18 protein-coding genes are annotated in these 21,531 nt (G+C 36.8%); 7 read left to right on the top strand and 11 right to left on the bottom strand.

The features are described from left to right. Window positions 1–31: 31 nt before the first annotated feature. Window positions 32–781, top strand: coding sequence for a DevA family ABC transporter ATP-binding protein (locus SLP02_RS23845; RefSeq protein WP_319423213.1), 750 nt, complete (start codon window positions 32–34; stop codon window positions 779–781). Window positions 782–1,104: 323 nt separating this feature from the next. On the opposite strand, the gene SLP02_RS23850 is transcribed toward SLP02_RS23845, so the two are convergent. From SLP02_RS23850 to SLP02_RS23900, 11 genes are all read right to left on the bottom strand, one after another. Next, the gene (locus tag SLP02_RS23850; protein WP_319423214.1) at window positions 1,105–3,000 is read right to left on the bottom strand and encodes a pentapeptide repeat-containing protein; all 1,896 of its coding nucleotides are present in this window, start codon (window positions 2,998–3,000) and stop codon (window positions 1,105–1,107) included. Between the two features lie 119 nt (window positions 3,001–3,119). Further along, the gene (locus SLP02_RS23855) at window positions 3,120–3,881 is read right to left on the bottom strand and encodes a sucrose-phosphate phosphatase (RefSeq protein WP_319423215.1); all 762 of its coding nucleotides are present in this window, start codon (window positions 3,879–3,881) and stop codon (window positions 3,120–3,122) included. Window positions 3,882–4,023: 142 nt separating this feature from the next. Then, on the bottom strand, window positions 4,024–4,809 hold the full coding sequence (locus tag SLP02_RS23860) for an ABC transporter ATP-binding protein (RefSeq protein ID WP_319423216.1): 786 nt from the start codon (window positions 4,807–4,809) through the stop codon (window positions 4,024–4,026). Between the two features lie 35 nt (window positions 4,810–4,844). Then, window positions 4,845–5,672, bottom strand: coding sequence for an ABC transporter permease (locus SLP02_RS23865; protein ID WP_319423217.1), 828 nt, complete (start codon window positions 5,670–5,672; stop codon window positions 4,845–4,847). 204 nt (window positions 5,673–5,876) lie between these two features. After that, window positions 5,877–6,914 (bottom strand): ABC transporter substrate-binding protein, encoded by a 1,038-nt coding sequence (locus SLP02_RS23870; RefSeq protein ID WP_319423218.1) that lies wholly within the window; start codon window positions 6,912–6,914, stop codon window positions 5,877–5,879. A 177-nt stretch (window positions 6,915–7,091) separates the two neighbouring features. Further along, complete coding sequence (locus SLP02_RS23875; RefSeq protein WP_319423219.1) at window positions 7,092–7,700, bottom strand: glutathione S-transferase family protein; 609 nt, start codon at window positions 7,698–7,700, stop codon at window positions 7,092–7,094. Window positions 7,701–7,718: 18 nt separating this feature from the next. Further along, complete coding sequence (gene sppA / locus SLP02_RS23880; RefSeq protein ID WP_319423220.1) at window positions 7,719–9,533, bottom strand: signal peptide peptidase SppA; 1,815 nt, start codon at window positions 9,531–9,533, stop codon at window positions 7,719–7,721. Window positions 9,534–9,910: 377 nt separating this feature from the next. Continuing rightward, complete coding sequence (locus tag SLP02_RS23885; RefSeq protein WP_319423221.1) at window positions 9,911–11,218, bottom strand: aromatic ring-hydroxylating dioxygenase subunit alpha; 1,308 nt, start codon at window positions 11,216–11,218, stop codon at window positions 9,911–9,913. Window positions 11,219–11,246: 28 nt separating this feature from the next. Further along, window positions 11,247–14,201 carry a DNA polymerase I gene (gene polA, locus SLP02_RS23890; RefSeq protein ID WP_319423222.1) on the bottom strand — a complete coding sequence of 985 codons (2,955 nt, stop codon included), beginning with the start codon at window positions 14,199–14,201 and terminating at the stop codon, window positions 11,247–11,249. Between the two features lie 1,120 nt (window positions 14,202–15,321). Continuing rightward, window positions 15,322–15,606: an RNA recognition motif domain-containing protein gene (locus SLP02_RS23895; RefSeq protein ID WP_319423223.1), complete on the bottom strand. Its 285-nt coding sequence runs from the start codon at window positions 15,604–15,606 to the stop codon at window positions 15,322–15,324. Window positions 15,607–15,989: 383 nt separating this feature from the next. Next, window positions 15,990–17,033 (bottom strand): response regulator, encoded by a 1,044-nt coding sequence (locus SLP02_RS23900; protein WP_319423224.1) that lies wholly within the window; start codon window positions 17,031–17,033, stop codon window positions 15,990–15,992. Window positions 17,034–17,497: 464 nt separating this feature from the next. Between SLP02_RS23900 and SLP02_RS23905 the strand changes: the two genes are divergently transcribed. From SLP02_RS23905 to SLP02_RS23925, 6 genes are all read left to right on the top strand, one after another. Beyond that, window positions 17,498–19,081: a cation:proton antiporter gene (locus SLP02_RS23905; RefSeq protein ID WP_319423225.1), complete on the top strand. Its 1,584-nt coding sequence runs from the start codon at window positions 17,498–17,500 to the stop codon at window positions 19,079–19,081. Between the two features lie 498 nt (window positions 19,082–19,579). Next, a complete protein-coding gene (locus tag SLP02_RS23910; RefSeq protein WP_319423226.1) occupies window positions 19,580–19,780 on the top strand; it encodes a type II toxin-antitoxin system HicB family antitoxin in 201 nt (66 codons plus the stop codon). 337 nt (window positions 19,781–20,117) lie between these two features. After that, the gene (locus tag SLP02_RS23915; protein ID WP_319423227.1) at window positions 20,118–20,471 is read left to right on the top strand and encodes a nucleotidyltransferase family protein; all 354 of its coding nucleotides are present in this window, start codon (window positions 20,118–20,120) and stop codon (window positions 20,469–20,471) included. Then, complete coding sequence (locus SLP02_RS23920; protein ID WP_319423228.1) at window positions 20,434–20,760, top strand: HepT-like ribonuclease domain-containing protein; 327 nt, start codon at window positions 20,434–20,436, stop codon at window positions 20,758–20,760. Before SLP02_RS23915 ends, SLP02_RS23920 begins: the two co-directional genes overlap by 38 nt. Before the next feature lie 151 nt (window positions 20,761–20,911). After that, window positions 20,912–21,244 carry a DUF6883 domain-containing protein gene (locus tag SLP02_RS26855; RefSeq protein WP_413467424.1) on the top strand — a complete coding sequence of 111 codons (333 nt, stop codon included), beginning with the start codon at window positions 20,912–20,914 and terminating at the stop codon, window positions 21,242–21,244. A gap of 13 nt (window positions 21,245–21,257) precedes the next feature. Beyond that, window positions 21,258–21,479, top strand: a complete 222-nt coding sequence (locus SLP02_RS23925; RefSeq protein ID WP_319423229.1) for a DUF4926 domain-containing protein — start codon at window positions 21,258–21,260, stop codon at window positions 21,477–21,479. Window positions 21,480–21,531 lie beyond the last annotated feature (52 nt).

The raw sequence follows: 21,531 nt of genomic DNA on the forward strand, positions 1-21,531 counted from the left end.
CTTTAAGATACTTACCATCCAACAACCAATCATGAACAATCAGCAAGTAACAAATAAAGCAGTAATAGACATCCATAATTTAGATTACTATTTTGGTAAGGGTGAACTCCGCAAACAGGTATTATTTGACATTAATTTAGAAATAGATCGCGGTGAAATAGTTTTAATGACTGGCCCTTCGGGTTCGGGTAAAACTACTTTATTGACCTTAGTTAGTGGATTGCGATCCGCAGGCTGCGCGACAGCGCAATCGCCCCAGTCGGGAAGCTGCAAAATTCTCGGCAAAGAACTTTGTGGCGCGAGTTCAATTGAATTGGTACAAGCTAGACGCAATAACGGTTATATCTTTCAGGCGCATAACTTACACAACAGCTTAACCGCTAGCCAAAATGTGCAGATGGGTCTAGAGGTACACGGTAAGTATTCTAAAGTGGAAATGCGCGATCGCGCATCAGCCATGCTAGAAGAGGTGGGTTTGGGCGAGCGAATAGATTACTACCCCGATGAATTATCTGGGGGTCAAAAACAACGTGTGGCGATCGCACGGGCTTTGGTTGCTCGTCCTGCGATCGTTCTGGCTGATGAACCTACAGCAGCATTAGATAGTAAATCGGGTCGAGATGTAGTGAATATCATGCAAAAGCTGGCAAGAGAACAGGGCAGCACAATCCTTTTAGTTACCCACGACGATCGCATCCTTGATGTTGCCGATCGCATTGTTCACATGGAAGACGGCAAATTAATCAACAATTTGGTCAAAGAAGTAGTAAGTAGAAAGTAGTAAGTGGCAAGTAAAAAGTTATTTTCGCTAAAAAAGGAGTGAAGAGTGATACAAGAAAAGCAGCTTATCCAAGCTTTTTGTATGGGTATAGCTATTGCAATAGGCGCAACCATAGCCCAGGCATTAAATTCGACAAGGGACATTATAAACCCTCTCAAAAATCAATCCCTGACACAACCAATCTCAATCCCAGTCCAAATTACTTATTGTTGCCAACACAAGCTAAGGAAGTTGAGGTCAATATTCAAGAGCCAATTAAATGCTCAGTAAGCATTAGCTATAAAGTTTATAGTTTATCCATTGCAATTAATTCTCACTCATTGTTAAAAGTAAATCAAAAGATTCAAGCCAGGAATTGTTCGAGAAAGAGTCCACAGCAGCAGAATAATATATAAAACTCCCAAACACCATTGATACCAGACTAAGGTAGAGATTAGTCCAGGAAGATGTCGATCTCGTAGACGAATATCATAAAATCCTAGCTTGAAAATATTATTTAAACTAAAGTTGTAATAGATTAGCCAACTCCAACGTCTACACCATAAGATAGGCTGGTAGCGATCGCGAAAAAAGGGAAATCGAGGCATAATTGGTAAACGCCCTAACAAGAGCCTAAATTCTCTAAACGAGCCATCTTCGACAAAATATGTAGTATTTAACAGATTATGATATCTCCCCTGTTTATAAATCAAACTTGTAATCAATGCTGGTATTGGTAAGAAGATAATGCCAATACATAGTAAAGTTAGCCAAGGTCGTTCCGTCATGATAAAAATGTTAACTATACTCAGACAAGTCAAGCTGAGATAGCTGATAGCCATAACTATAATTTCGTAGCGATTGGGTATAATTGGCTGGGAAATATGAGGACGATAGCGATCGATAAACCAGAATAAAACGCTAAAAAAAGCGATCGCCATCATGCCAAGACTGAATAGCAAATTTATATTTGTGCCGTAGTCTCCTAAGAGCAATAATAAATTTAAGCCCAACCACTGTGGAATTAAACTAAGCCAACTCCAGGTTAATATTTTTTGCCACGATGTTTTAGTTATTAGCTCACTTAATTGTTTGGCTCGCAGTTTTTCTCTTTTATATTCAAGCCGATTAGCATCAGTTATTTGTTCTAAACTACGAAAGTTACGAATTAAGTTTCGCAAGACAGTTTCATTACCTTCTAAACGATTTACATTGATATATTTGCCAATAATGTTGGTTTCGCCAATCAATTTGGCTTCTGCACTGTCAAAGGCTAGTCCAGAGGTATTAATAGTCGCTCTCGGTGTAAAAAAAGCGTTACTAAAGTCTATACGCTCAAGTAAATGAGCATCTTGTAGGTCGATCAGAAAATTGGCGTAACTATTACGAAAGGTAATATTTTTTTCAAAAGTCGTATTAATAAAAAGTAGTGAATCTAAAAATTTGCTTTTAGCAAAAATTAGGCGATCGCGATAAATGTTATTGCTAAAGTTAGCTGTTTTAATAAACACACTACGGGTAAAATCAGTAAGCTGATTAAACAGTGAATCGTTAAATTCAATTAGTTCTTCAAATTGACTATTACTAAAATCAGTAATTCCCTGAAACTCTACTTGTTGAAATTTGGCGACCGCAAAAAAATGACAAAGATTAAAATTAATATTTTGACTAAAAACAACTTGGCTAAAGTTTACCTCTTTACCAAAAAATGAATGATTGTATTTGACTATGTTTTGAAACTTTGCACCAGTGGCTATTACCTGTTGTAAGAATAAACTATTAGAGGCATCTACTTCTCCTGTAAAAATAGCGTCATTAAACTTGAGACTGCCACGAAATATATTGATTCTCGGCACCTGCTGGTTTAGATTATTTTGGACAGGATAATATCGATTAATTTTTGCTTTTTCTAATATAGTTAAAACAGAGGATAAGGCACTGCCTATATAGCTATTGATTCCTAGCTGATTAAGTTGAAAATTACCCTGAATAATTGAATTACTAAAATTTAGACTAAGAGGATTACCAGCACGGCTAATAATATTATTTATTTTTTGATAGAATTGCAGATTAAAATCGCTATCAGGATTCGCTAGATCGATGATGTAATTGCTTAAATCGATAGTATCTCTGCCTTCTTGCTGAACCAGATGATCTATTCGATCTTGCAGTATCTCTAATGTTAAATAGCTGCGCTGTTCTGTTTGGGCATTGGCTGGTAATGGCAATAAAGTAAACATATATAAGTAAAAGCAAACAAGCAAAACTCTGAGAACTTTAGCCATAACATCTACAATTATTTCTTCTAGATGATGTTTTTTTTGCTCAGAATCTTCATCGACAGTTATAAGCCTATAATTTACAAAAAATCAAAATGCTTTAAGCCTTCTAAAATGCCTCCAGCACAAGCAGATTGTGCTAAATACAGGCTGTCATTTTTATTCGCTTCATACCACTGAAGTAGTTCATCTTTAGCATTACTGACAATTAAACCTTTTTCTTGTCCTTTAAACATAGAAATATCATTACCAGAATCTCCGCAAACTATAGTTGTCGAGGCAGAAAAATCCCATTTTTGACGTAAAAACTGTACCGCTAAACCTTTATCACCGTTTTTGGGTAACAAGTCCAAATCTTGACCAGCACTGTAAATCAATTTTATGTCGTAACCTTTCTCGCTTAAAGCAGATGTTAAACTGGCAATAGTTTGTTTTGCCACCGCCTGAGCTAAATAATAGCTTATTTTAAAAGGATTTTGCTCTGATTTAGGCTGAGACTGTAACTCGCTGAACTGACTAGCGATCGCCGTTATTTCTTGCCGATTCCAGCCTTGAGACAGAATATTTGCCCACTCAGGATCGTGTTGTTTATGATCTCGATCAAAATACATTTCCGTCCCCACAGAGGTAATCAAGGCATCTGGAGGAATGAGAGACTTTGCTTCTGCCAGAAGACGGTATAAATAAAGCGATCGCCCTGTAGCATAGACAATTTTACTGCTGTATTGCTGGCGATGACTAGCTAATTGCTGATTGAGTTTAAGCAGTGCAGCATCGTCACCAACTAAAGTATTGTCTAAATCAGTGACAAATAAAAAAGGACGCATAATTGGGACTCTCATAAAAAATATTTAAACTGAAAAATAGCAATATGTTATTTCATTTACACATAATTACATAAACATTCAGGTAAGTAAATTTGGGTGAGAATTTGCTAAATATTAGAGAATATTTTTGGTTCAGTTTAAACCAAACTGACGTTATTTAGATGTTTCTCAATAAGTCCATGATCTCGTCTACTTGTTGATGAAAAATCGGCTGGCGTTTTATTTGATAATTGCGTAGCGTTGCCGAGGGCGTGTCGCCTGTAGGTTTATCGCTGGGGAAGTTAATCTTAAACTCTTGTTTAACTGTTCCTGGTCTGGCAGAGAGAACATAAATCCTTTGAGACAAAAATACTGCCTCTCTTACATCATGAGTAATCATTAAAATAGTGCAGCCTGTTTTGCGCCAAATTTCTAAGAGAAACTGCTGCATACTTTCTTTAGTTTGTATATCTAACGCCCCAAAAGGTTCGTCCATCAAGAGAATTTTAGGCTTAGTTGCTAAAGCTCGTGCGATCGCCACCCGCTGCTTCATTCCTCCTGAAAGCTCTTTAGGCAATGATTGGGCAAATTTTGCCAAACCTACTATATCTAAATAATAAGAAGCCAACTCTCGTCTTTTACGAGGGGTCATTCCCAGAAGTTTTAGACCAAACTCGACGTTTTTTTGAACGGACATCCAGGGGTAAAGGGTATATTTTTGAAACACCATGCCTCGATCGGCCCCTGGTCCAATAACAGGCTCATTATCTACCGTAATTGTTCCCGAAGTAGGAAGATCCAAACCAGCAATTAGCCTCAAAAGGGTAGACTTTCCCGAACCTGATGCTCCAACTACGCATACAAATTCTCCTGTCTCAACGTGCATATTAATATCTTTGAGAGCAACAAGAGGTTCTTTCTTAACCAGAAATTGTTTATATAACTGAGATATTTCTAAGTGCATTGCTATTTACTAATTTCTAATTACTGATTACTGATTTAGAACGCCCATTTGCAGGTGAATCTAAGCAATAAACGAAAAAACAAATCGATCGCAAAACCAATTAAGCCTAAGATAATTAAACAGGCAAAAATTTCATCTGTTCTCAAAAACTTTTGAGCTAATAAAATCCTTTTACCTAAACCTTCATTTGCTGCTAGAAGTTCAGCTACTACTACCAAATTCCAGGAAGCAGCCATATTTACCCGAAATGTATCAATAATACGCGGAATAATATAAGGAGTGATTACTTGTGATAATACTTGCCAGCGTTTGCCGCCTAAAGTGTAGGTTGTTTCGATTAAGTCTTGTGGGACAAATTTCACGCTGTCCATAATCATTAAAATATTAAAAAACACCGTACCAATAAATATTAAAGCAATTTTTGGAGATTCACCAATACCAAGATAAATAATCAAAAGGGGAATAAAAGCAGGTGCTGGCATATAGCGAACAATGCCAATAATTGGTTCAAATAAAGCTCGAATGCTAGGAAAGGTTCCCATCAAAATACCTAAAGGAACCGCAACTACAGCCGACAAAAGAAAGCCGATGCTTACCCTAGCAAAGCTGCTGAAAGAATCAGTAGCTAAATATCCTTTTGACCAAAGTTCGTCTACAGCTTCAATTACATCTTTTGGAGATGGTAAAAAGATTGATTCTATTCCCGAATATTTAGATATTAATAACCAAACTAACAAAGGAATTGCAATTGATAAACTAGTTAAAACCCAAAATAATGACTGAGGAATATTTTCAGCTATACGCCAAATAATAGTTGGTTTCAAGCTAGATTTTACGACTTTGGCTGAATCGCTTTCAGACACTACATTAGACATTGTATATGCGGTATATATGTGTTTTAATTTTAGTTGCTCTAATTAATATTCATAGAATTAGATATCAATGATTTTCGCCTTTTTAGACTATTTAAGATAGCATAAGCAGCTAAAGTTTCAATTAGAATGCTTTAGCTACTTATCGCTGAAATTGTACTTAAAAAAAAACACAACAGTTAACTTTAAAAATATCTATTTAGCAGCTTTATAAGACTGAACAAACTGGTTATCTAATATCTTAGTTAAATCTGGTGCTTCAGGAATAAAATCAACATCTACCATAAATTTAGACATTTTCTTGGCAGCAAAAGGCATATGTTTCATATCTTCTCCATCACTAAAGGCTTCTAAATTTTCTTCAATGGTAAATATTTTTGTTCCTTTTTTAAACATCTGAAGTTCTTCTACTGTGACATCTGCCCTGGCTGCCAGAATTTCATCAGCTTTTTGGGGATTTTGGGCTATAAAGTCTAGGATATCAAACCAAGTATTGACTAGTGCTTGTGCCTGATCTGGTTTTTCATCAATCAGCTTTTGAGTAACTACTAACAAATCGGGAATTGCTCCAGGAAACGCTTTAGAGGAAATTAATTCTTTAGAACCTTCCCGCTTGAGTGCAGTCAGCCAAAATGGCGGAAAAGCACCCACTGCATCAGTTTTTCCCGAAGCAAAAGCAGCAGCAGCAGCCCCAGTTTCTAAAGGCACAATTTCTACATCACTTCGTTTCATGCCTTTAGATTCTAAAGCTAAAGTTAATAAGAAATCGTCTACCACCCCTTCTTCAACGGCAACTTTTTTACCTTTTAAATCTTCGATTTTATTAATATCTTTGGTAACGATAATTTTGTCATTACCTGCTGAATTATCATTAACCAAAATTGCCACCTCTCCATTGACTGCATCCGCAGCAAAAGAAATTGTATCGTTGAGAGTCTGACAATTACCATCTAATTGACCAGCAGCAAGAGCCTCCATTGATTCTATGTAGCCGTCAAACCACTTCATTTGGACGTTCGCATTATTTTTAGCAAACAACCCTTCTTGTTCGGCGATCGCCCAGGGCCACCAGCCAGCCCAGTTACTATAGCCGATAACAATAGCATCCCCTTTAGGTGTACTCGGGACAGTAGTACCCGAATCAGAAGATTTAGGAGCTTGAGAGCAGCTAATAGTTAAAACTAAACTGAGAATAAATACGCTCAGTGTTGATAATAATTTTCTTCTATTCATCTAGGTTAATAATTATTTAGAAAATACCAGCATAAGTTAGGAACTACAAAATTACTATAGCCTGAAAGATAAATATTTCATCTGTATATTAGGCTGAAATAACCTTACCTCGATATGTAACTTTTAAAATTATTGTTTTGGTGAAGAATGTCGTCTAAAAAATCAAGTAGAGATGTTCTAGCAAATGTCTGTAATCAAGATATGTTTTGGATGCGCTTCGATACGTTTGAACCAAGCCAGGATGGCTGGATATTTATTTAAGTCAAATCCTCCTTCATCAGCAACATGAGTATAGGCATATAAACCAATATCAGCAATGGTATAAGTGTCGCCGACAAAAAAATTATGCAGCACTAAATATTGTTCCATGACATTTAGTGCTGCATAACCTAGTTTTTGTTTATGCTTTAGTTGCTCTTGATATTTCTCTGATTGCTTGAGAATACTAATCCAATAACGAGCAGTGGCAATATTAGGTTCATGGCTGTATTGCTCGAAAAAAAGCCATTGCATTATCTGGGCTTGAGCATAATTATTTTGTGGGAAATATTTTGTCTCCTGGCTGAGATAGTACAAAATTGCATTCGATTCTGCCAGAAATTTATCTGAGTCAATTTCCAGCAGAGGTATCTTGCCATTAGTATTTTTTGCTAAAAATTCAGGTGTTCTGGTTTCTCCATTCAGAATATTGACATCAATTCTTTCAAAAGGAATTTCCAATAAACTCAATAGTAAACGAATTTTATAGCTATTGCCTGATGGCAGAAAATCATACAGTTTGTACATTATTTGGCACTGATATTTTTAATCAATCTCAAAATTAAAAGGCAGGCGGGCATAAACGCCACTGGGATCGTTAAATCCTTGCAAGAGGGATAATTCCTGTTTGATTTTTAAAAACTCGGCAGTCAGTGGGTCAATTGTTGCTTGGGATTCGAGATATTTTACAGCAAACAAACGTTGGAGTATTTCAGTTTCAAAGCGATTTTGCTGAGGATATTCTTCTAGCTGCCAATTGGTGCCTAGTTCAGCCTTTTTCGCAGCATAGGCGATCGCACTTTCTAAGCCGCCAATCTGATCTACTAAGCCAATTTTTACTGCTTCTTTGCCTGACCATACTCTACCTTGAGCGATCTGGTTAACTTTTTTTTCGGGAAGATTACGGTAGCTGGCTACTTTGTTCACAAAGAGTTGATAGGTTCTATTGACAGATTTTTGATAAATAGCAAGCTCTGCCTTAGTTTTGGGTCGCACATTTGAATCAATATCGGCAAATTTGCCTGTTTTAACCACGTCCCAGGTGACACCATTTTTGTTCGCAATTTCTTGAATATTTGACAGTAAACCAAAAACCCCAATTGACCCTGTAATGGTATTTTCTTCAGCAAATATCTCATTTGCGCCCGAAGCAATCCAGTAGCCTCCAGAAGCAGCCACATTACCCATAGAGACGATGATGGGCTTTTTCTCTTTGGTTAGCAGTATTTCTCGTAAAATTACATCTGAAGCTGTCGCCCCACCACCAGGACTATTTACCCGCAACACGATCGCCTTGACGCTATTATCTTGCCTTAGTTGACGCAAATCCTCTGCAAAGCGATCGCCGCCAATGGTTTCAATGCTACCTTCCCCATCGACAATTGTTCCTTCTGCATAAATTACGGCAATTTTTTGCCCAGCATTGGAAGTGGCTTCATTCGGGCGAATAGTGCGATCGGCATACTCACTAAGCTCAACCTGCCTAAAGCTTTCTTCTTTCTCAGTCGCTTCAGTCTCGCCTGTAAATTCTCGCAGCTTGGAGGCTACATTGTCGTAATAACCTACCCGATCGATCAAGCCAATTTTTTTAGCTTCTTCAGGCTCAAGATATCCTTGCTGGTTGACAACTTTTTGTAGTTTATCTGCGTTTAAACCTCTACTGTCAGCTATGGTATTTAAGAACTTACCCCATAAATCTGTTAATAAGGCTTTAGTTTGTTCTCGATTTGCTTCACTAAGATTGGTACGAATATAAGGTTCAACCGCAGATTTATAATCACCAACTCGAATTACCTGCACGCCTACGCCATATTTGTCTAGCGCGCCTTTGAAAAACATTTGCTGGGAACTTAGACCATTTAGTTCTATCATGCCCATGGGATTGACAATCACTTCATCAGCCAGAGAAGATAAATAATATTCTTGCTCGCTTAAGGTTACATCGTAAGCAATAATTTTTTTACCCGCAGCCTTAAACTTATTTAAAGCTGCTCTCACTTCTTCGATGGTGGCATAACCGCTAAGACTACTACCCTTTCTACCATCCAATAATAAAGCTACAATGCGATCGTCCTTAGTTGCCTGGTCTATTGATTGCAGCACTCGACGCAGAGTAATAGTATCTTGCTCCTTGCTAGAAAAAGCCTGAGCTATGTTGATAGGAGGTTTTGAATCTCTTAATTGGGTTGATAGATCGAAAACTAATACTGACTTATCTTTAATTCCTGGGGAATCTTCATCTCTAGCAACTACGGTCAAGAAAATAAAAACTAATCCGCCTGCACCCAGAGTAATAAAAAGAAATAAGCCAATCATGCTACCAAGAGTGCTAGCGAAAGTCTGTTTAATAAATTGACGCATTGTAGTGATTTGATTTATATATGTTGATATTTGTCAGATAAATTGCAGCAAATTTTGCTCTATTCCTATACTGCCCTCAAACTTCTCGATCTTTACTATTAATAAATAATAATCTGATTCAGATTGTCAAACTGTACCAATCTCTACGCATATAGATTATAAAAATCAGACTGTCATTAAAAATTCATTTCTTTGTCACAGGAAAGCCATGACCCTTAGATAAGTTATACATTGTCAGTCCTACATATGATTTCACTCATAAGCTCCTTCAGGCTTTTAGGACTGACTTTACTATTTTATTTAGTTTATGATGTGGATTTTCTAAGCGCGCACCAGAAATGAATGTACCCTACAGATCGCTAATAGCTCGATAACGCTTATCTTTCTGCATGAACATAGTTCACAAAGTAAAACTTAGGTTGCAGCCAATACCTCAACCAACTCCAGATACCTAAACCTGATAGAGCAACGATCGTTAACGGTAAACCAAAGCTACTCCTAAGATCGTTGTTCATTACTGCCACCGAAGAAATAGTCAGAATAAAATTAACAATTAGAATTACTTTCAGGCGTTGAATATTTTTTACAGCTTGGCGACAGCTACTACAGTGTTGAGTATGCTGGCTGTAACGATCTAATAATTTATGGCGATCGATATTGATAGGCGCAAAAGTTGTTTCTAATTCTAGCTGCTGCCAAGGCAAATTCCCCTGGCAATAGCGATCAAACCAACGACGAAACTCAATTACTAAACGATCTGCGCTGGTGGGTAGTTTATATGCTTCTTGCCAACTACCACGCTGTTGTAATAAATGCTCCTGTAAACTTAAGAGGATCATATCCCCATCTAAGACCCGATTGCGTACCTTGATATGTTCCCACCAGCGGGGTGTGAAACGCTGAAGATTTTGAGCAAAATTGCGGCTAAATTGGGCAACGATTCGAGATTTGCCAGGAGCAACAGGGATAGAGTAAGTAATTAAACCTATCTGTTTTTCTTCTCCAAAGGATATGGCATATTCCAAGCGACAGGGTGGTTGAAAAGTAATAGTAGTTTTAAAAGGTGTGCCTGTAGTTGCTTCAATTAAATCTGCTCTAGACTGGGTAATTGTGAGAGGCAAGGGTTTAGCATTTTCTCTTTTTCCCTGCACTCCATGATGAGCAAACGGTACATGACTAGGATCGGCAACGTTTTCAACTAAAGTTTGCCAGTCGTATGCTAAATCGCGCACAAAAGAAGACCAAACAAAGCCTTTCTCGGCATCGATTTGAGGAGATAGGGGTAATGGAGTCTTAGCTGCAATATCTGGCGATTCGGCATCCATCCAGACCCACAATAAATCATTAGCTTGGCGCGCAGGAAAGACAGTGGCGCATAGCTGTTGATTGTCAACCAACTGATTATCCGCTTGAGGTATGCGAGTACAGTTTCCCTGACTGTCAAATTGCCAACCATGATAACTACACATGATATTCCCCGTAGCTTCGTCTATCTTGCCTTCGCTTAAAGGTGCTAACCGATGAGGACAGCGATCTAAAAATACTTGATAACTATCAGCATTTTGAGGTTTCCAGATAACTAATTGAATTCCTAATACAGTTACCGTTGTCGGTAGTTGGGGATTTAAATCTTCAACAGGAGAAAGGGGATACCATTGTTGCCAAAAATTAAACTCTGTTTTCATTTATCAATTACCATTTACCATTGAACAATTACTTTGCTTCCATCCAGTTTTTGCCTGCACTGATATCGACTGCCAGAGGAATACTTAACTTCACCGCATCTTCCATCGTTGACTTAATAATCGGCTGTAATTCTGACCATTCTTCGGGGGGTACTTCTAAGACTAGTTCGTCATGTACCTGAAGCAATAACCGCGCCTGATAATTTTGTAGAATGCGATCGAGTTCGATCATAGCAATTTTGATGATATCTGCACTTGAACCTTGAATTGGGGAATTAGCTGCTGCACGTAAAGTTTGCACATCGATATAGCTCATGTTAAGGCTGTCTAAAGCGATCGCCTCTGGTGCAATTCCTTTTAGTTCTTTAAGGCGATCGCTAATTAAATTAATATAGCGTCTTCTACCCAGGATAGTATTAACATAGCCCAAAGCGATCGCCTGTTTTTTTACTTCTTCTAGGTATTTAAAAACCTGGGCATACTCTTGACGGTATTTATCGATAAACTGTTTACCTATTTCAGCCTTAAAACCTAACTCTCTAGAGAATCTTTGCGCTCCCATGCCATAGATAACGCCAAAGTTAATTATCTTACCTAAACGTCTTTCTTCTGAGGTGATATTATCTTTTTCAAATAAAAGTTTAGCGGTGACGCTATGAACATCTCGATTATGACGATAGGCATCAATTAGTACTGGCTCTTGACTAAGATGAGCCAGAATTCTTAACTCTATTTGTGAATAATCTGCTGCTACTAAAAGCCAACCTTCTTGAGGAATAAAAGCCTGGCGAATTTGACGCGAAAATTCAGTCCGAATGGGAATATTTTGCAGGTTAGGATTAGAAGAAGATAATCTGCCAGTAGCAACTACGGTCTGGTTGAAGTCACTGTGTAACCTTTTGGTAGACTTTCTAACTAAAGCAGGTAAAGCATCAACGTAAGTAGATTTTAGCTTGGCTAAGGTACGATATTCCAGCATATTGTCAATTACAGGATGATCTCCCTTTAGCTTTTCTAATACTGCTTGATTTGTCGAATAACCTGTTTTAGTTTTGCGCGATTTTTTGCGATCTAGCTCAAGTTTGTCAAACAAAATTACGCTTAACTGTTTGGGAGAGCTTAAGTTAAATTCTTCTCCTGCTGCTTGATAAGTTTCTTGTTCAAGTTTTAATAGATCTCGGTCTAGTTTTTGAGCAAATTTGTGCAAATATTTAGTATCTAAATTTATTCCCGTATTTTCCATCTTTGCTAATACAGGCTCCAATGGTTGCTCTACTTCTAACAGCAATTTACTTAGCTCAGGAAACTTAGTTAATTCTGTCTTCAGCTTACCCACCAAATAATAAGTAGCGTAGCAATCTAGTCCGCAATAATCTGCTACAACTTCAATATTTAAATCAGCAATAGTTTTTCCTTTTGGTATTCCCAAGTCTTTATAACTTTTAGCATTAATTTCTAATCCGTAACGCTCAGATAAATCTCCCAGGTTATGAGTCATTTCGGGATTGATTACATAGCTAGCAAGCATAGTATCAAAAACTACTCCTGCCAAGTTAATTCCTTGATGATGTAAAACTTGGCGGTCGAACTTGGCATTTTGTAGAGCTTTAGGATATTTATCACTTTCGAGTATTGGCTTTAAGGTAGACAGAACTAATTCTTTATCTAACTGGCTTCCCTCAGTATGAGTCAAAGGAATATAGGCAATATCTGTATCTTTATCTCCCCAACAACAGCCAATTCCAGCTAACTTAGCAAGATGGGTTTCTAAAGATGTAGTTTCTGTATCCCAAGCAACAGGTTTCTCAGAATTGGTATGTTTTTTGAGAATTTCAACTAATTGTTTTAATTTTACTTCTGTATCAATAATTTGTGTATTAAGCTGAGGCTTAAAAAGCTCTACGGGTTCTATCTCTGGCTCATTTTCAACCTCAGAGCGATCAGCAAACAAAGATAGTTGACCATTATTATCTGAAGTTTGTTTCTTTATTTGAGGCTGAACCTCAATAGCTTCTATTTCTGTTTCACCACCAAGTTTTAGCTGTAATTTATTTAAGTTGCTAATAACTTTTTTTAACTCCAATTCTTTGAGCTTTGGTAAGACAAGATCTTGATTGAAACCAACTAACTTACAGTCATTTAATTCTACTTCAACAGGTGAACCTAAATGAATTTGTGCCATAAATTGAGAGTGAATTGCATCTTCTTTTCCCGTTTCTAATTTATTTTTGGTTGCTCCTTTGATGTTTTCTATATTGTCATAAATTTCTTCCAAAGTTGAATAGTCACTTAAGAGTTTGACTGCCGTTTTCTCTCCAATCCCCTTGACCCCAGGAATACAGTCAGACTTATCACCACAAAGAGCTTTAAAATCTACAATTTGTTCGGGTGTAACTCCCATTTTCTCAACTACCATCGCCCGATCAAACTCAGTGTAACTGTGAGCCGTTTTCTTAAAGGTTTGATTGTGCAAATATAAAACGCTAATTGCGCGTTCATCATCTACTAGCTGAAACAAATCGCGATCGCCACTAACAATTTTGACCCGATAACCTTCATCACTGGCTTTAGTAGCAATAGTCCCTAATACATCATCTGCCTCGTATCCTGGTGCTGTGGTGATGGACAGATTAAACGCAGTTAATAACTCCTGCAAATTTAAGATATCAGGGATAAAGTCTGCTGGAGTTTCTGTGCGATCGCTTTTATAGTTTAGATCAGCTTCATGGCGGAAAGTGGGCTGCGCTAAGTCAAATGCGATCGCCATAAATTGAGGATTTTCTGTTTCTAATACCTGCAATAAAGAATTAATAAATCCAAAACAGATACTGGTGGGAATTCCTGTCGAAGTCATCAAAGGACCTCGACGAGAATTACTAAGAGCATAATAGGCACGAAAGGCTAAAGAGTGACCATCGACTAAAATTAACAAGGGTTTTGTATTATTTGAAGTGGCAAAATTAGTTACGGCAGCAGAGGACATAATGTTTGTTTTATTTAGAGCAAAAAGTAAATCAAAATTAAAACAATGTTGCAGTATTTTGAATACTGTAAACATTGGTGAACACATCTTGTTTTTGACAATTGATGATGTTAGGTTATGGACAGGTACTAAAGAAGCACACCAATCTTCTTTTTAAGGCAGATTCTAGCAAGTACCCCCCGCTAAGAATCTACACAGTAACTTTCAATTAGATCTTAGGTAAATTATAGGTGAATTATTTATAGTTATTATGCCGTTCTATATGGGCAAGTAGCACAGTAAAAATTCGCAATCTTAACCAGAATTGGTTTTTATCAAGTCTAAGCATTAACATTAGTTATTGTGCAATATCGTATAACTCTAGTTAAAATTTTTGTACACTACACTATTAAATTTAACTCGACAAAATACTTCATTGGGAAGTCTGACTAAGTTTGCTAAAAAACACGAGAGAGGATATTTTTAAAGGCTAGTTCATTATGTAATTAAGGTCTTTAAAGTTAAACGTAAGGAGGTTTGTCCGACGCTAGCTATATCCTCTCTATCCATCAATTTATAACAGATAAAACTAATAGCTGCGATCGGGTTTTATCAATTTAATAGATAAATTGAAAACCTTATGCTTAAAACAACCTTTACTTTTTAGAAAGGTAGCTCTTGAGTATTTTATTATTTATCAATAATTTTGTTAACCACAGTTAGTTATTTAACTGTGGTTTTTTAATTAATTACTTGAGTTCGAGATAATTTAGATGGGCTTATAATGAACAAAAAAACAGAAATACCTTTGGCAAACCTTAATAAAGCTGAATATCTTCGATATTCGCGATCGCTGGAGTGATTTTTTTGAGATTCGGCAAATTGTCACCAAAGGAGTTGCTAACTTTCAAGATTTAGTTATCTGTTCTAATAAGTAAACAATACTCCCCTGAACGCCAAAATAAAACCAGAGCAAGACAAATAATTTCTTTTGCTCTGGTTTATAAAGCGAATGCTTTAAATTTTAATTTTCAACACTTTGCTATTACTGATTTAAAAACAAATTGTCTCCAAATAAAGTAACTTAGAACTAATTTGCTTAATTCCTAAAAGTGTTGGTTTCTTAATTTAGCAAATATGCTTAGAAACGGTTGTTACGACGACCACCGCTATTTCTATTATCTTCACGGGGTCTAGCTTTATTGACTTTAAGCTGACGATCCATCCATTCTGCTCCGTCTAAAGCTTCGATAGCTTTATCTTCATTAGCTTCTGACTCCATTTCTACAAAAGCAAATCCTCTAGGACGATCTGTTTCGCGGTCGGTAGGAATATGAACCCGTTTAACAGTTCCATATTCTGTAAAGACTTCGCTTAAATCTTCTTGATTTACTTCGTAAGATAGGTTGCCTACGTAAATTGACATACTTTTAATTGTCTACTCAATGAGTGTTGTGTGTTAGAGAGACAAGATTATAGGAAAAGAAATAGCGCAATACTCTACGGAAAAGACCTTTAGATACTGGATACAAACTTAATCGTTAATCTCTTGATTCTCAGTCTAAATTTTAACACTAATATCTCAAATAAGAGTAAAATTGCTCTGTTTCTTTTTTTATGGGCGATCGCCTTTTTAATACTTCTAACTTCCAAACCTACTTCTACACTGGTTTACATCCATTTTGACCCTGTGCGCCAATCTGATTAATTATTTTCAAGACCGCGGTGAAATCATAAAATTCATCACGATGCTCAAACAAATTTATTCATTATGTTTATTGCTAAATACATTGCACTAATTGCACTGGTTTATTTAAGAATCTTGTCAATAGAAGAAACTCCTGAGTTATTAAATATAGTTTGAGAGAATAAAAGATAGCCAGAAAGACCTAAAGCAATAACCGCGGCTAATCCGCTGATAATTGCCCAACGTCTAGCGGTTGTTATCTGTTTCTCTACATCCCTCAAAGAAGATCTTATCGGATTAACAGCAGACATTAGCTCGTGGCGATTTTTGGCTTCATATTCTTCCATTGAAGGGCGCATTTCATCTCGTTGTACTGCCCATTCTTGTAAGGCTGCTCTTTGACGAGACCAATCATCTAGTGCGCTAGACAGCTTATTATCTAAATCTTGCTTAAGGTTGTTAATTTGTTGATTAAACTGCGCACTCAAATTATGATTTGCTTGATTAAATTGACCGTTAACATTAATAAGCTCTTTGCGTACCGATTGCCAGCTAGATTGATTTTTATGTTCTAGTTCGCCAATTTTGTTAGTTTGGTTAGTATTAAACTTGTCTTCAAGTTCAGCAATACGTTGTTCAAACTTTTGTTCTAGCTGTTGTAAAAAATTAGTATTATCTAAAGACTGTTCATGTTCTTGAATTTGATTTTGAAGTTTACGACGATAAGTTTCTAACAATTCATCTAGCTGAACTTGTAAAAAATCTAAATCAACATTCTCAGCAACAGGTTCAAGTAAATTAATATTATTATAAACTGAGCGAATTTTAAGAACTAGTTCTTCGGCTGTAGTGCTTTTTAGTAAATAACTCTTTGCTCCCGCTTGCATGGATTTTCCTAGATAAGCAGCATCATCATGACCACTTAAAACAATTATTTTGGTATTGGGAAAACGCTGGCGAATAATGCTGGTTGCGTTTAGGCCGTCCATTTTAGGCATATCAATATCCATCAAGACGATATTAGGTCGCAACTCCTCTACTTGAGCGATCGCTTCTTGACCATTATGAGCAACTCCTATCACGTGAAGGTCTTGCTCAACGTCAAGCCAAGTTTTTAAAACTTCACATAAAAGAGCCTGGTCGTCTACTAATAAAATACTAATCATTAAATATACCTATGTAACTTAAATTACTGCAAAAACACAATTTAAATTTAGATTTCAAATTATATTAATTGATAACTTGATCAAAAAATTAATGTATATTTTTTAATCGATTGTAAAAATTAGTTGATTAAAATGTAATTAAACTATTTTATATTGCTGATGTAGGCAAATTAAATTTCAGTATCGATTGCTAAAGTTACTAATTTATGCTGTTTTTAAACGATGAGAAAATATTTAGTTATCCGATTGCTCAAAAGATAGTCTACATTACGTTGCTAATTGAATCAATTAAGACTCAACCTATAAGTATGTAACTCAAGTCATGATTTGGAAGTATGCAAGAAGATAGGGAAGATACAATTCAAAATATAAACTGAGATAGTTTGGGTATTCCGCCTTTGTCATATTATATAAATCTACGACAATGATGTGGAACATATTTAGAACCGTATTTTGCTGAGTTTATGGAAACAATTTTTTTATCTGTAGAACCGAGCGTAGCTGAAATTTCCATCAAAGGAAATTTGGAGCAATTTTTAATAGTTTTGTCTGTATCCTTGAGCGTAGCAACGATTTCCAGAATTTTTAGCTGGTTTCGACAAATACCCTATACGTTGCTTCTAGTAATTGTCGGACTAGGTTTAGCTTTTGTGGATATTCGCTTAGTAACTCTTTCTCCAGAGCTAATTCTAGAGATTTTCTTACCCCCTCTGCTATTTGAAGCAGCTTGGAATATCCGTTGGCGAAGTTTAAAAGATAGTTTATTTCCAGTTAGTTTGTTTGCCATTGTCGGAGTAGTTATCTCTGTGGTTGGGGTAGCCTTCCCTTTGAGCTATTTTACAGATATGTCTTTGGCTACAGCACTTTTGGTTGGTGCAAGCTTGTCTGCTACCGATCCTGTCTCAGTGGTGGCATTGTTTCGAGAATTGGGAGCAAGCAAACGCCTAACTATCATTATGGAAGGAGAAAGTCTTTTTAATGATGGCGTAGCGGTAGTTGCCTTTTTGCTCTTGGTTGATATTCCTTTGGGCAATGGCGAGTTTGGTATCTCAACTATTATGATTCGCTTCTTAACCTTTGTGGGTATTGGCTTGGGAATTGGCAGCCTAATTGGTTTTGGAATTTCTTATCTAACTCAAAGATTCGATTTGCCCTTGGTAGAGCAGTCTTTAACCTTAGTTTCAGCTTATGGTACATATTTAATTACCGAAGAACTAGGCGGTTCTGGAGTAATTGGGGTTGTTACAGTGGGAATTATCCTGGGTAATTTTGGCTCACGAATTGGCATGAATCCTCGTACAAGGCTTTTGGTTTCCGAGTTTTGGGATTTTCTGGCATTTTTTGTTAATTCTATTGTTTTCTTGCTGATTGGCGATCAAATAAACTTTGCCAGCCTGCGTAATAATTTTGATCTAATTATCGTGGCGATCGCCTCAGTATTAATTACCAGAGCGATCGTTATTTTTGGCTTGGGCAATCTTAGTAATTTAGTCAGCAAAACTAAAACCAATCTACGAGAACAAACTGTCCTTTGGTGGGGTGGCTTAAGGGGTTCGGTTTCTATTGCCGTGGCTTTAAGTGTCCCTGTAGTCCTTACGGGAAGACAAGAAATTATTACTACAGTTTTTGGAGTGGTTTTATTTACGCTGTTGGTACAAGGGTTGAGTACTAAGTGGTTGTTAAGCACCCTAAATCTCATTGGCGATCAGCCTTTGCGTCAGGAATACTCAGAATTACTGGCTAGAAAAGTAGCCATGAATCGCGTTCTTGACTATTTAAACAATAATGAACTCGCCTCAGAAATCGATCCTGAATACTATCGTTATCAACAGGGACTAGTAAAAGGACAACTGCAAAATATTGAAGACAAAATTGATAAAATGCAGCAAGTAAATGACGACCTCCGCGCTTTAACTATGGAACAGCTAAACGAACAGCTTTTAGATATTGAAGCTGATACCTACGCTGAGTTTATTCGTGCAGGAAAATTAAACGAAAATCTCTCTCCTGTTTTGCAAGAAATTATTGCCAAAGCTGGAGATACATAGTCAGGACTTACTCACCAATTCTTGATCTACAAAAAAAGGCGATGCCTACGGCGCGGCTCGCGCAATCGCTTTACATTGCATCACACACATCATGTAGGGGCAACAGATTCGTAGGGTGGGCAGAGAACAACCGTGATGAAGACAATAAATAATATTCATGCTTATGCCCACCAAAACCAAACTATTGATTGTCTGGTTTTTAAATTTGGTGGGCAAGCTTTTTTCCCAAAACGCTTTTGTATCTTCTAGCTTTTGCCCACCCTACAGGGCTTCGCGATCGCAAAAACTATACTTAACTAACTCTGTTTTTTTTTACTTTGAAATAACTTTGTACATCCCAAGCCAACACTCAAACCCCACCAACCTAAATGGCTAAATTGACCTGATTCATACCAAGTAAAGTGCGATCGCACCTCCCCAATTCTCTACATAACCAAGGCGATCGCAAATTATAGTACTAGAGATGTAATCTCATTTGATGGCAGAACAGTAGATGAGTTGAAACAGTCTTTTGAAGCTGTGATTGATGAATATTTAGAAGACTGTAAAAAAGAAGGCAAAGAGCCAGACAAGCCATTCTCTGGTCAATTCAACTTACGTATTACACCTGAATTGCATCGTCAAATAACTCTCAAAGCAAAAAAACAAAATGTCAGCCTCAACACTTTTGTTGAGCAAGCATTAGAAAGAATAGTTTAATATTATGCCAGAGGCGCGATAAGCCCAAGGCTTCGCTACGCATCTTGCTTAATTTTTCTAAAAACAGCAGCGCGAAAATTTTCTAAAATTAAAGTTTCTTTGGCGAGCGCACTTTATGGTAAAATTATTTTTATGATGGGAGTGGTGACTTAAATAGATAGGTGCAAATCTTCCCATTATGAAAGCTTCAATTTCAATTAAATCACGTTTGGCGATCTCTAGTCAAGACTTTTGGCGTTTTTTTTAAGAAGTGCGATCGCACTTTACTCAATTTCTTTAAACAACAACAGCGCGAAATTCTCTAAAATACTGCTTGATACTTAGCTAAAATTCTGGAATGAAGATAATCGATCTCAATCAGCGTTTTGAAATTCAACCAATTCAATTGCAGAAAATTTGTCAGCAATGGCAAATTACCGAACTTGCTCTATTTGGATCGGTGTTGAGAGATGATTTTAAGCCTCAAAGCGATATAGACCTTTTGGTAAGCTTTGCCGAAGATGCGAAGATTACTTTTTTCGATCTCGACACGATTGAAGCGCAATTTAGCAGGCTGTTTAATCGACAGGTCGATCTTGTTACTAAGCGATCGATAGAACAAAGTCACAATTGGATACGTAAACAAAACATTCTCAATCACGCCAAGATTATCTATGAACAAAGATCGAGAAATACTTCTAGATCTTATTAGAGCTTGTCAACTAAGTATTCAATTTTGTGCAGATTTAGATTGGCAAGCTTTTGCACAAGATCTTAAGACTCAATCATCAGTACTGTATCAAATTGTGATTATTGGTGAAGCGGTAAATAGACTATCTTCAGGCTTTATTGCTAACAATCCACAGATTCCTATTCGGCAAATTAAAGGAATGCGTAATCGGATTGTTCATAAATATAAAGAAGTAGATTTAAAAGTTCTTTGGGAAGCTATGCAGACAAGTATTCCTGAATTACTCAAAGAACTAGAAAGAATAAATTAGTATTGGCGATCGCACCTCCCCAATTCTCTAAATGACAAAGGCGATCGCATCTTTCCAATTCTCGATATACAAAAAAGGCGATAAGCTTACGGCATGGCTTCGCTATGCACTTTCCATTAACACAGAGTAATTTGGATGTACAATCAAAAATATAAAACTTCCCAATCCTGAACGGGCGGTTGTCAGCGAACAAAAACTAGCAGGATACTGTCTTAATTTCAATCATTCTGATGGGCAGCATAAAGCTCGTGTATTTAAATCTGCATTAGGCTTAGATCTTGACGATCTAGAAGAACTTAAGACTGCTTTACTAAATGCCGTTAAAGACTATGAAGCAACTGCCGATCGCCAAAATCAATATGGTCAAAAATATATTATTGATTTTCCTTTAAATCGTGAGAACAAAACTGCAACAATTCATAGCGTTTGGATAGTTAAAAATGGCGAAGACTTTTCTCGTTTAGTTACTTGTTATGTACTTTAATCCAGAACACAGTATGAAATTACTTGATACAGTTGCCTTGCTCGAAGATTTACCACAATTAAAATTGTATCGTGGTCAAGTAGGAACAATTGTGGAACAATACGAACCTGAAGTTTTTGAAGTTGAGTTTAGCAATACTACAGGATGCGCTTATGCTTTAGAAACTTTAAAAGCAGATCAATTGATGTTATTGCATCATCATCCTTTACAAGCGAGTAATTTAACTTCAGTATAGAGTTTATTAAGATAAAAGAGCGATCGCCTTATCTAAAATACATACAAATGCG

This window comes from Pleurocapsa sp. FMAR1, assembly GCF_963665995.1.
Taxonomy (GTDB): Bacteria; Cyanobacteriota; Cyanobacteriia; order Cyanobacteriales; family Xenococcaceae; genus Waterburya.

Bases quoted from the DNA above. Each gene is read 5' to 3' on its own strand.
- SLP02_RS23845 (WP_319423213.1), top strand. From the start codon at position 32: ATGAACAATCAGCAAGTAACAAATAAAGCAGTAATAGACATCCATAAT.
- SLP02_RS23850 (WP_319423214.1), bottom strand. From the start codon at position 3,000: ATGTTTACTTTATTGCCATTACCAGCCAATGCCCAAACAGAACAGCGC.
- SLP02_RS23855 (WP_319423215.1), bottom strand. From the start codon at position 3,881: ATGAGAGTCCCAATTATGCGTCCTTTTTTATTTGTCACTGATTTAGAC.
- SLP02_RS23860 (WP_319423216.1), bottom strand. From the start codon at position 4,809: ATGCACTTAGAAATATCTCAGTTATATAAACAATTTCTGGTTAAGAAA.
- SLP02_RS23870 (WP_319423218.1), bottom strand. From the start codon at position 6,914: ATGAATAGAAGAAAATTATTATCAACACTGAGCGTATTTATTCTCAGT.
- SLP02_RS23875 (WP_319423219.1), bottom strand. From the start codon at position 7,700: ATGTACAAACTGTATGATTTTCTGCCATCAGGCAATAGCTATAAAATT.
- sppA (WP_319423220.1), bottom strand. From the start codon at position 9,533: ATGCGTCAATTTATTAAACAGACTTTCGCTAGCACTCTTGGTAGCATG.
- SLP02_RS23885 (WP_319423221.1), bottom strand. From the start codon at position 11,218: ATGAAAACAGAGTTTAATTTTTGGCAACAATGGTATCCCCTTTCTCCT.
- polA (WP_319423222.1), bottom strand. From the start codon at position 14,201: ATGTCCTCTGCTGCCGTAACTAATTTTGCCACTTCAAATAATACAAAA.
- SLP02_RS23895 (WP_319423223.1), bottom strand. From the start codon at position 15,606: ATGTCAATTTACGTAGGCAACCTATCTTACGAAGTAAATCAAGAAGAT.
- SLP02_RS23900 (WP_319423224.1), bottom strand. From the start codon at position 17,033: ATGATTAGTATTTTATTAGTAGACGACCAGGCTCTTTTATGTGAAGTT.
- SLP02_RS23905 (WP_319423225.1), top strand. From the start codon at position 17,498: ATGGAAACAATTTTTTTATCTGTAGAACCGAGCGTAGCTGAAATTTCC.
- SLP02_RS23915 (WP_319423227.1), top strand. From the start codon at position 20,118: ATGAAGATAATCGATCTCAATCAGCGTTTTGAAATTCAACCAATTCAA.
- SLP02_RS23920 (WP_319423228.1), top strand. From the start codon at position 20,434: ATGAACAAAGATCGAGAAATACTTCTAGATCTTATTAGAGCTTGTCAA.
- SLP02_RS23925 (WP_319423229.1), top strand. From the start codon at position 21,258: ATGAAATTACTTGATACAGTTGCCTTGCTCGAAGATTTACCACAATTA.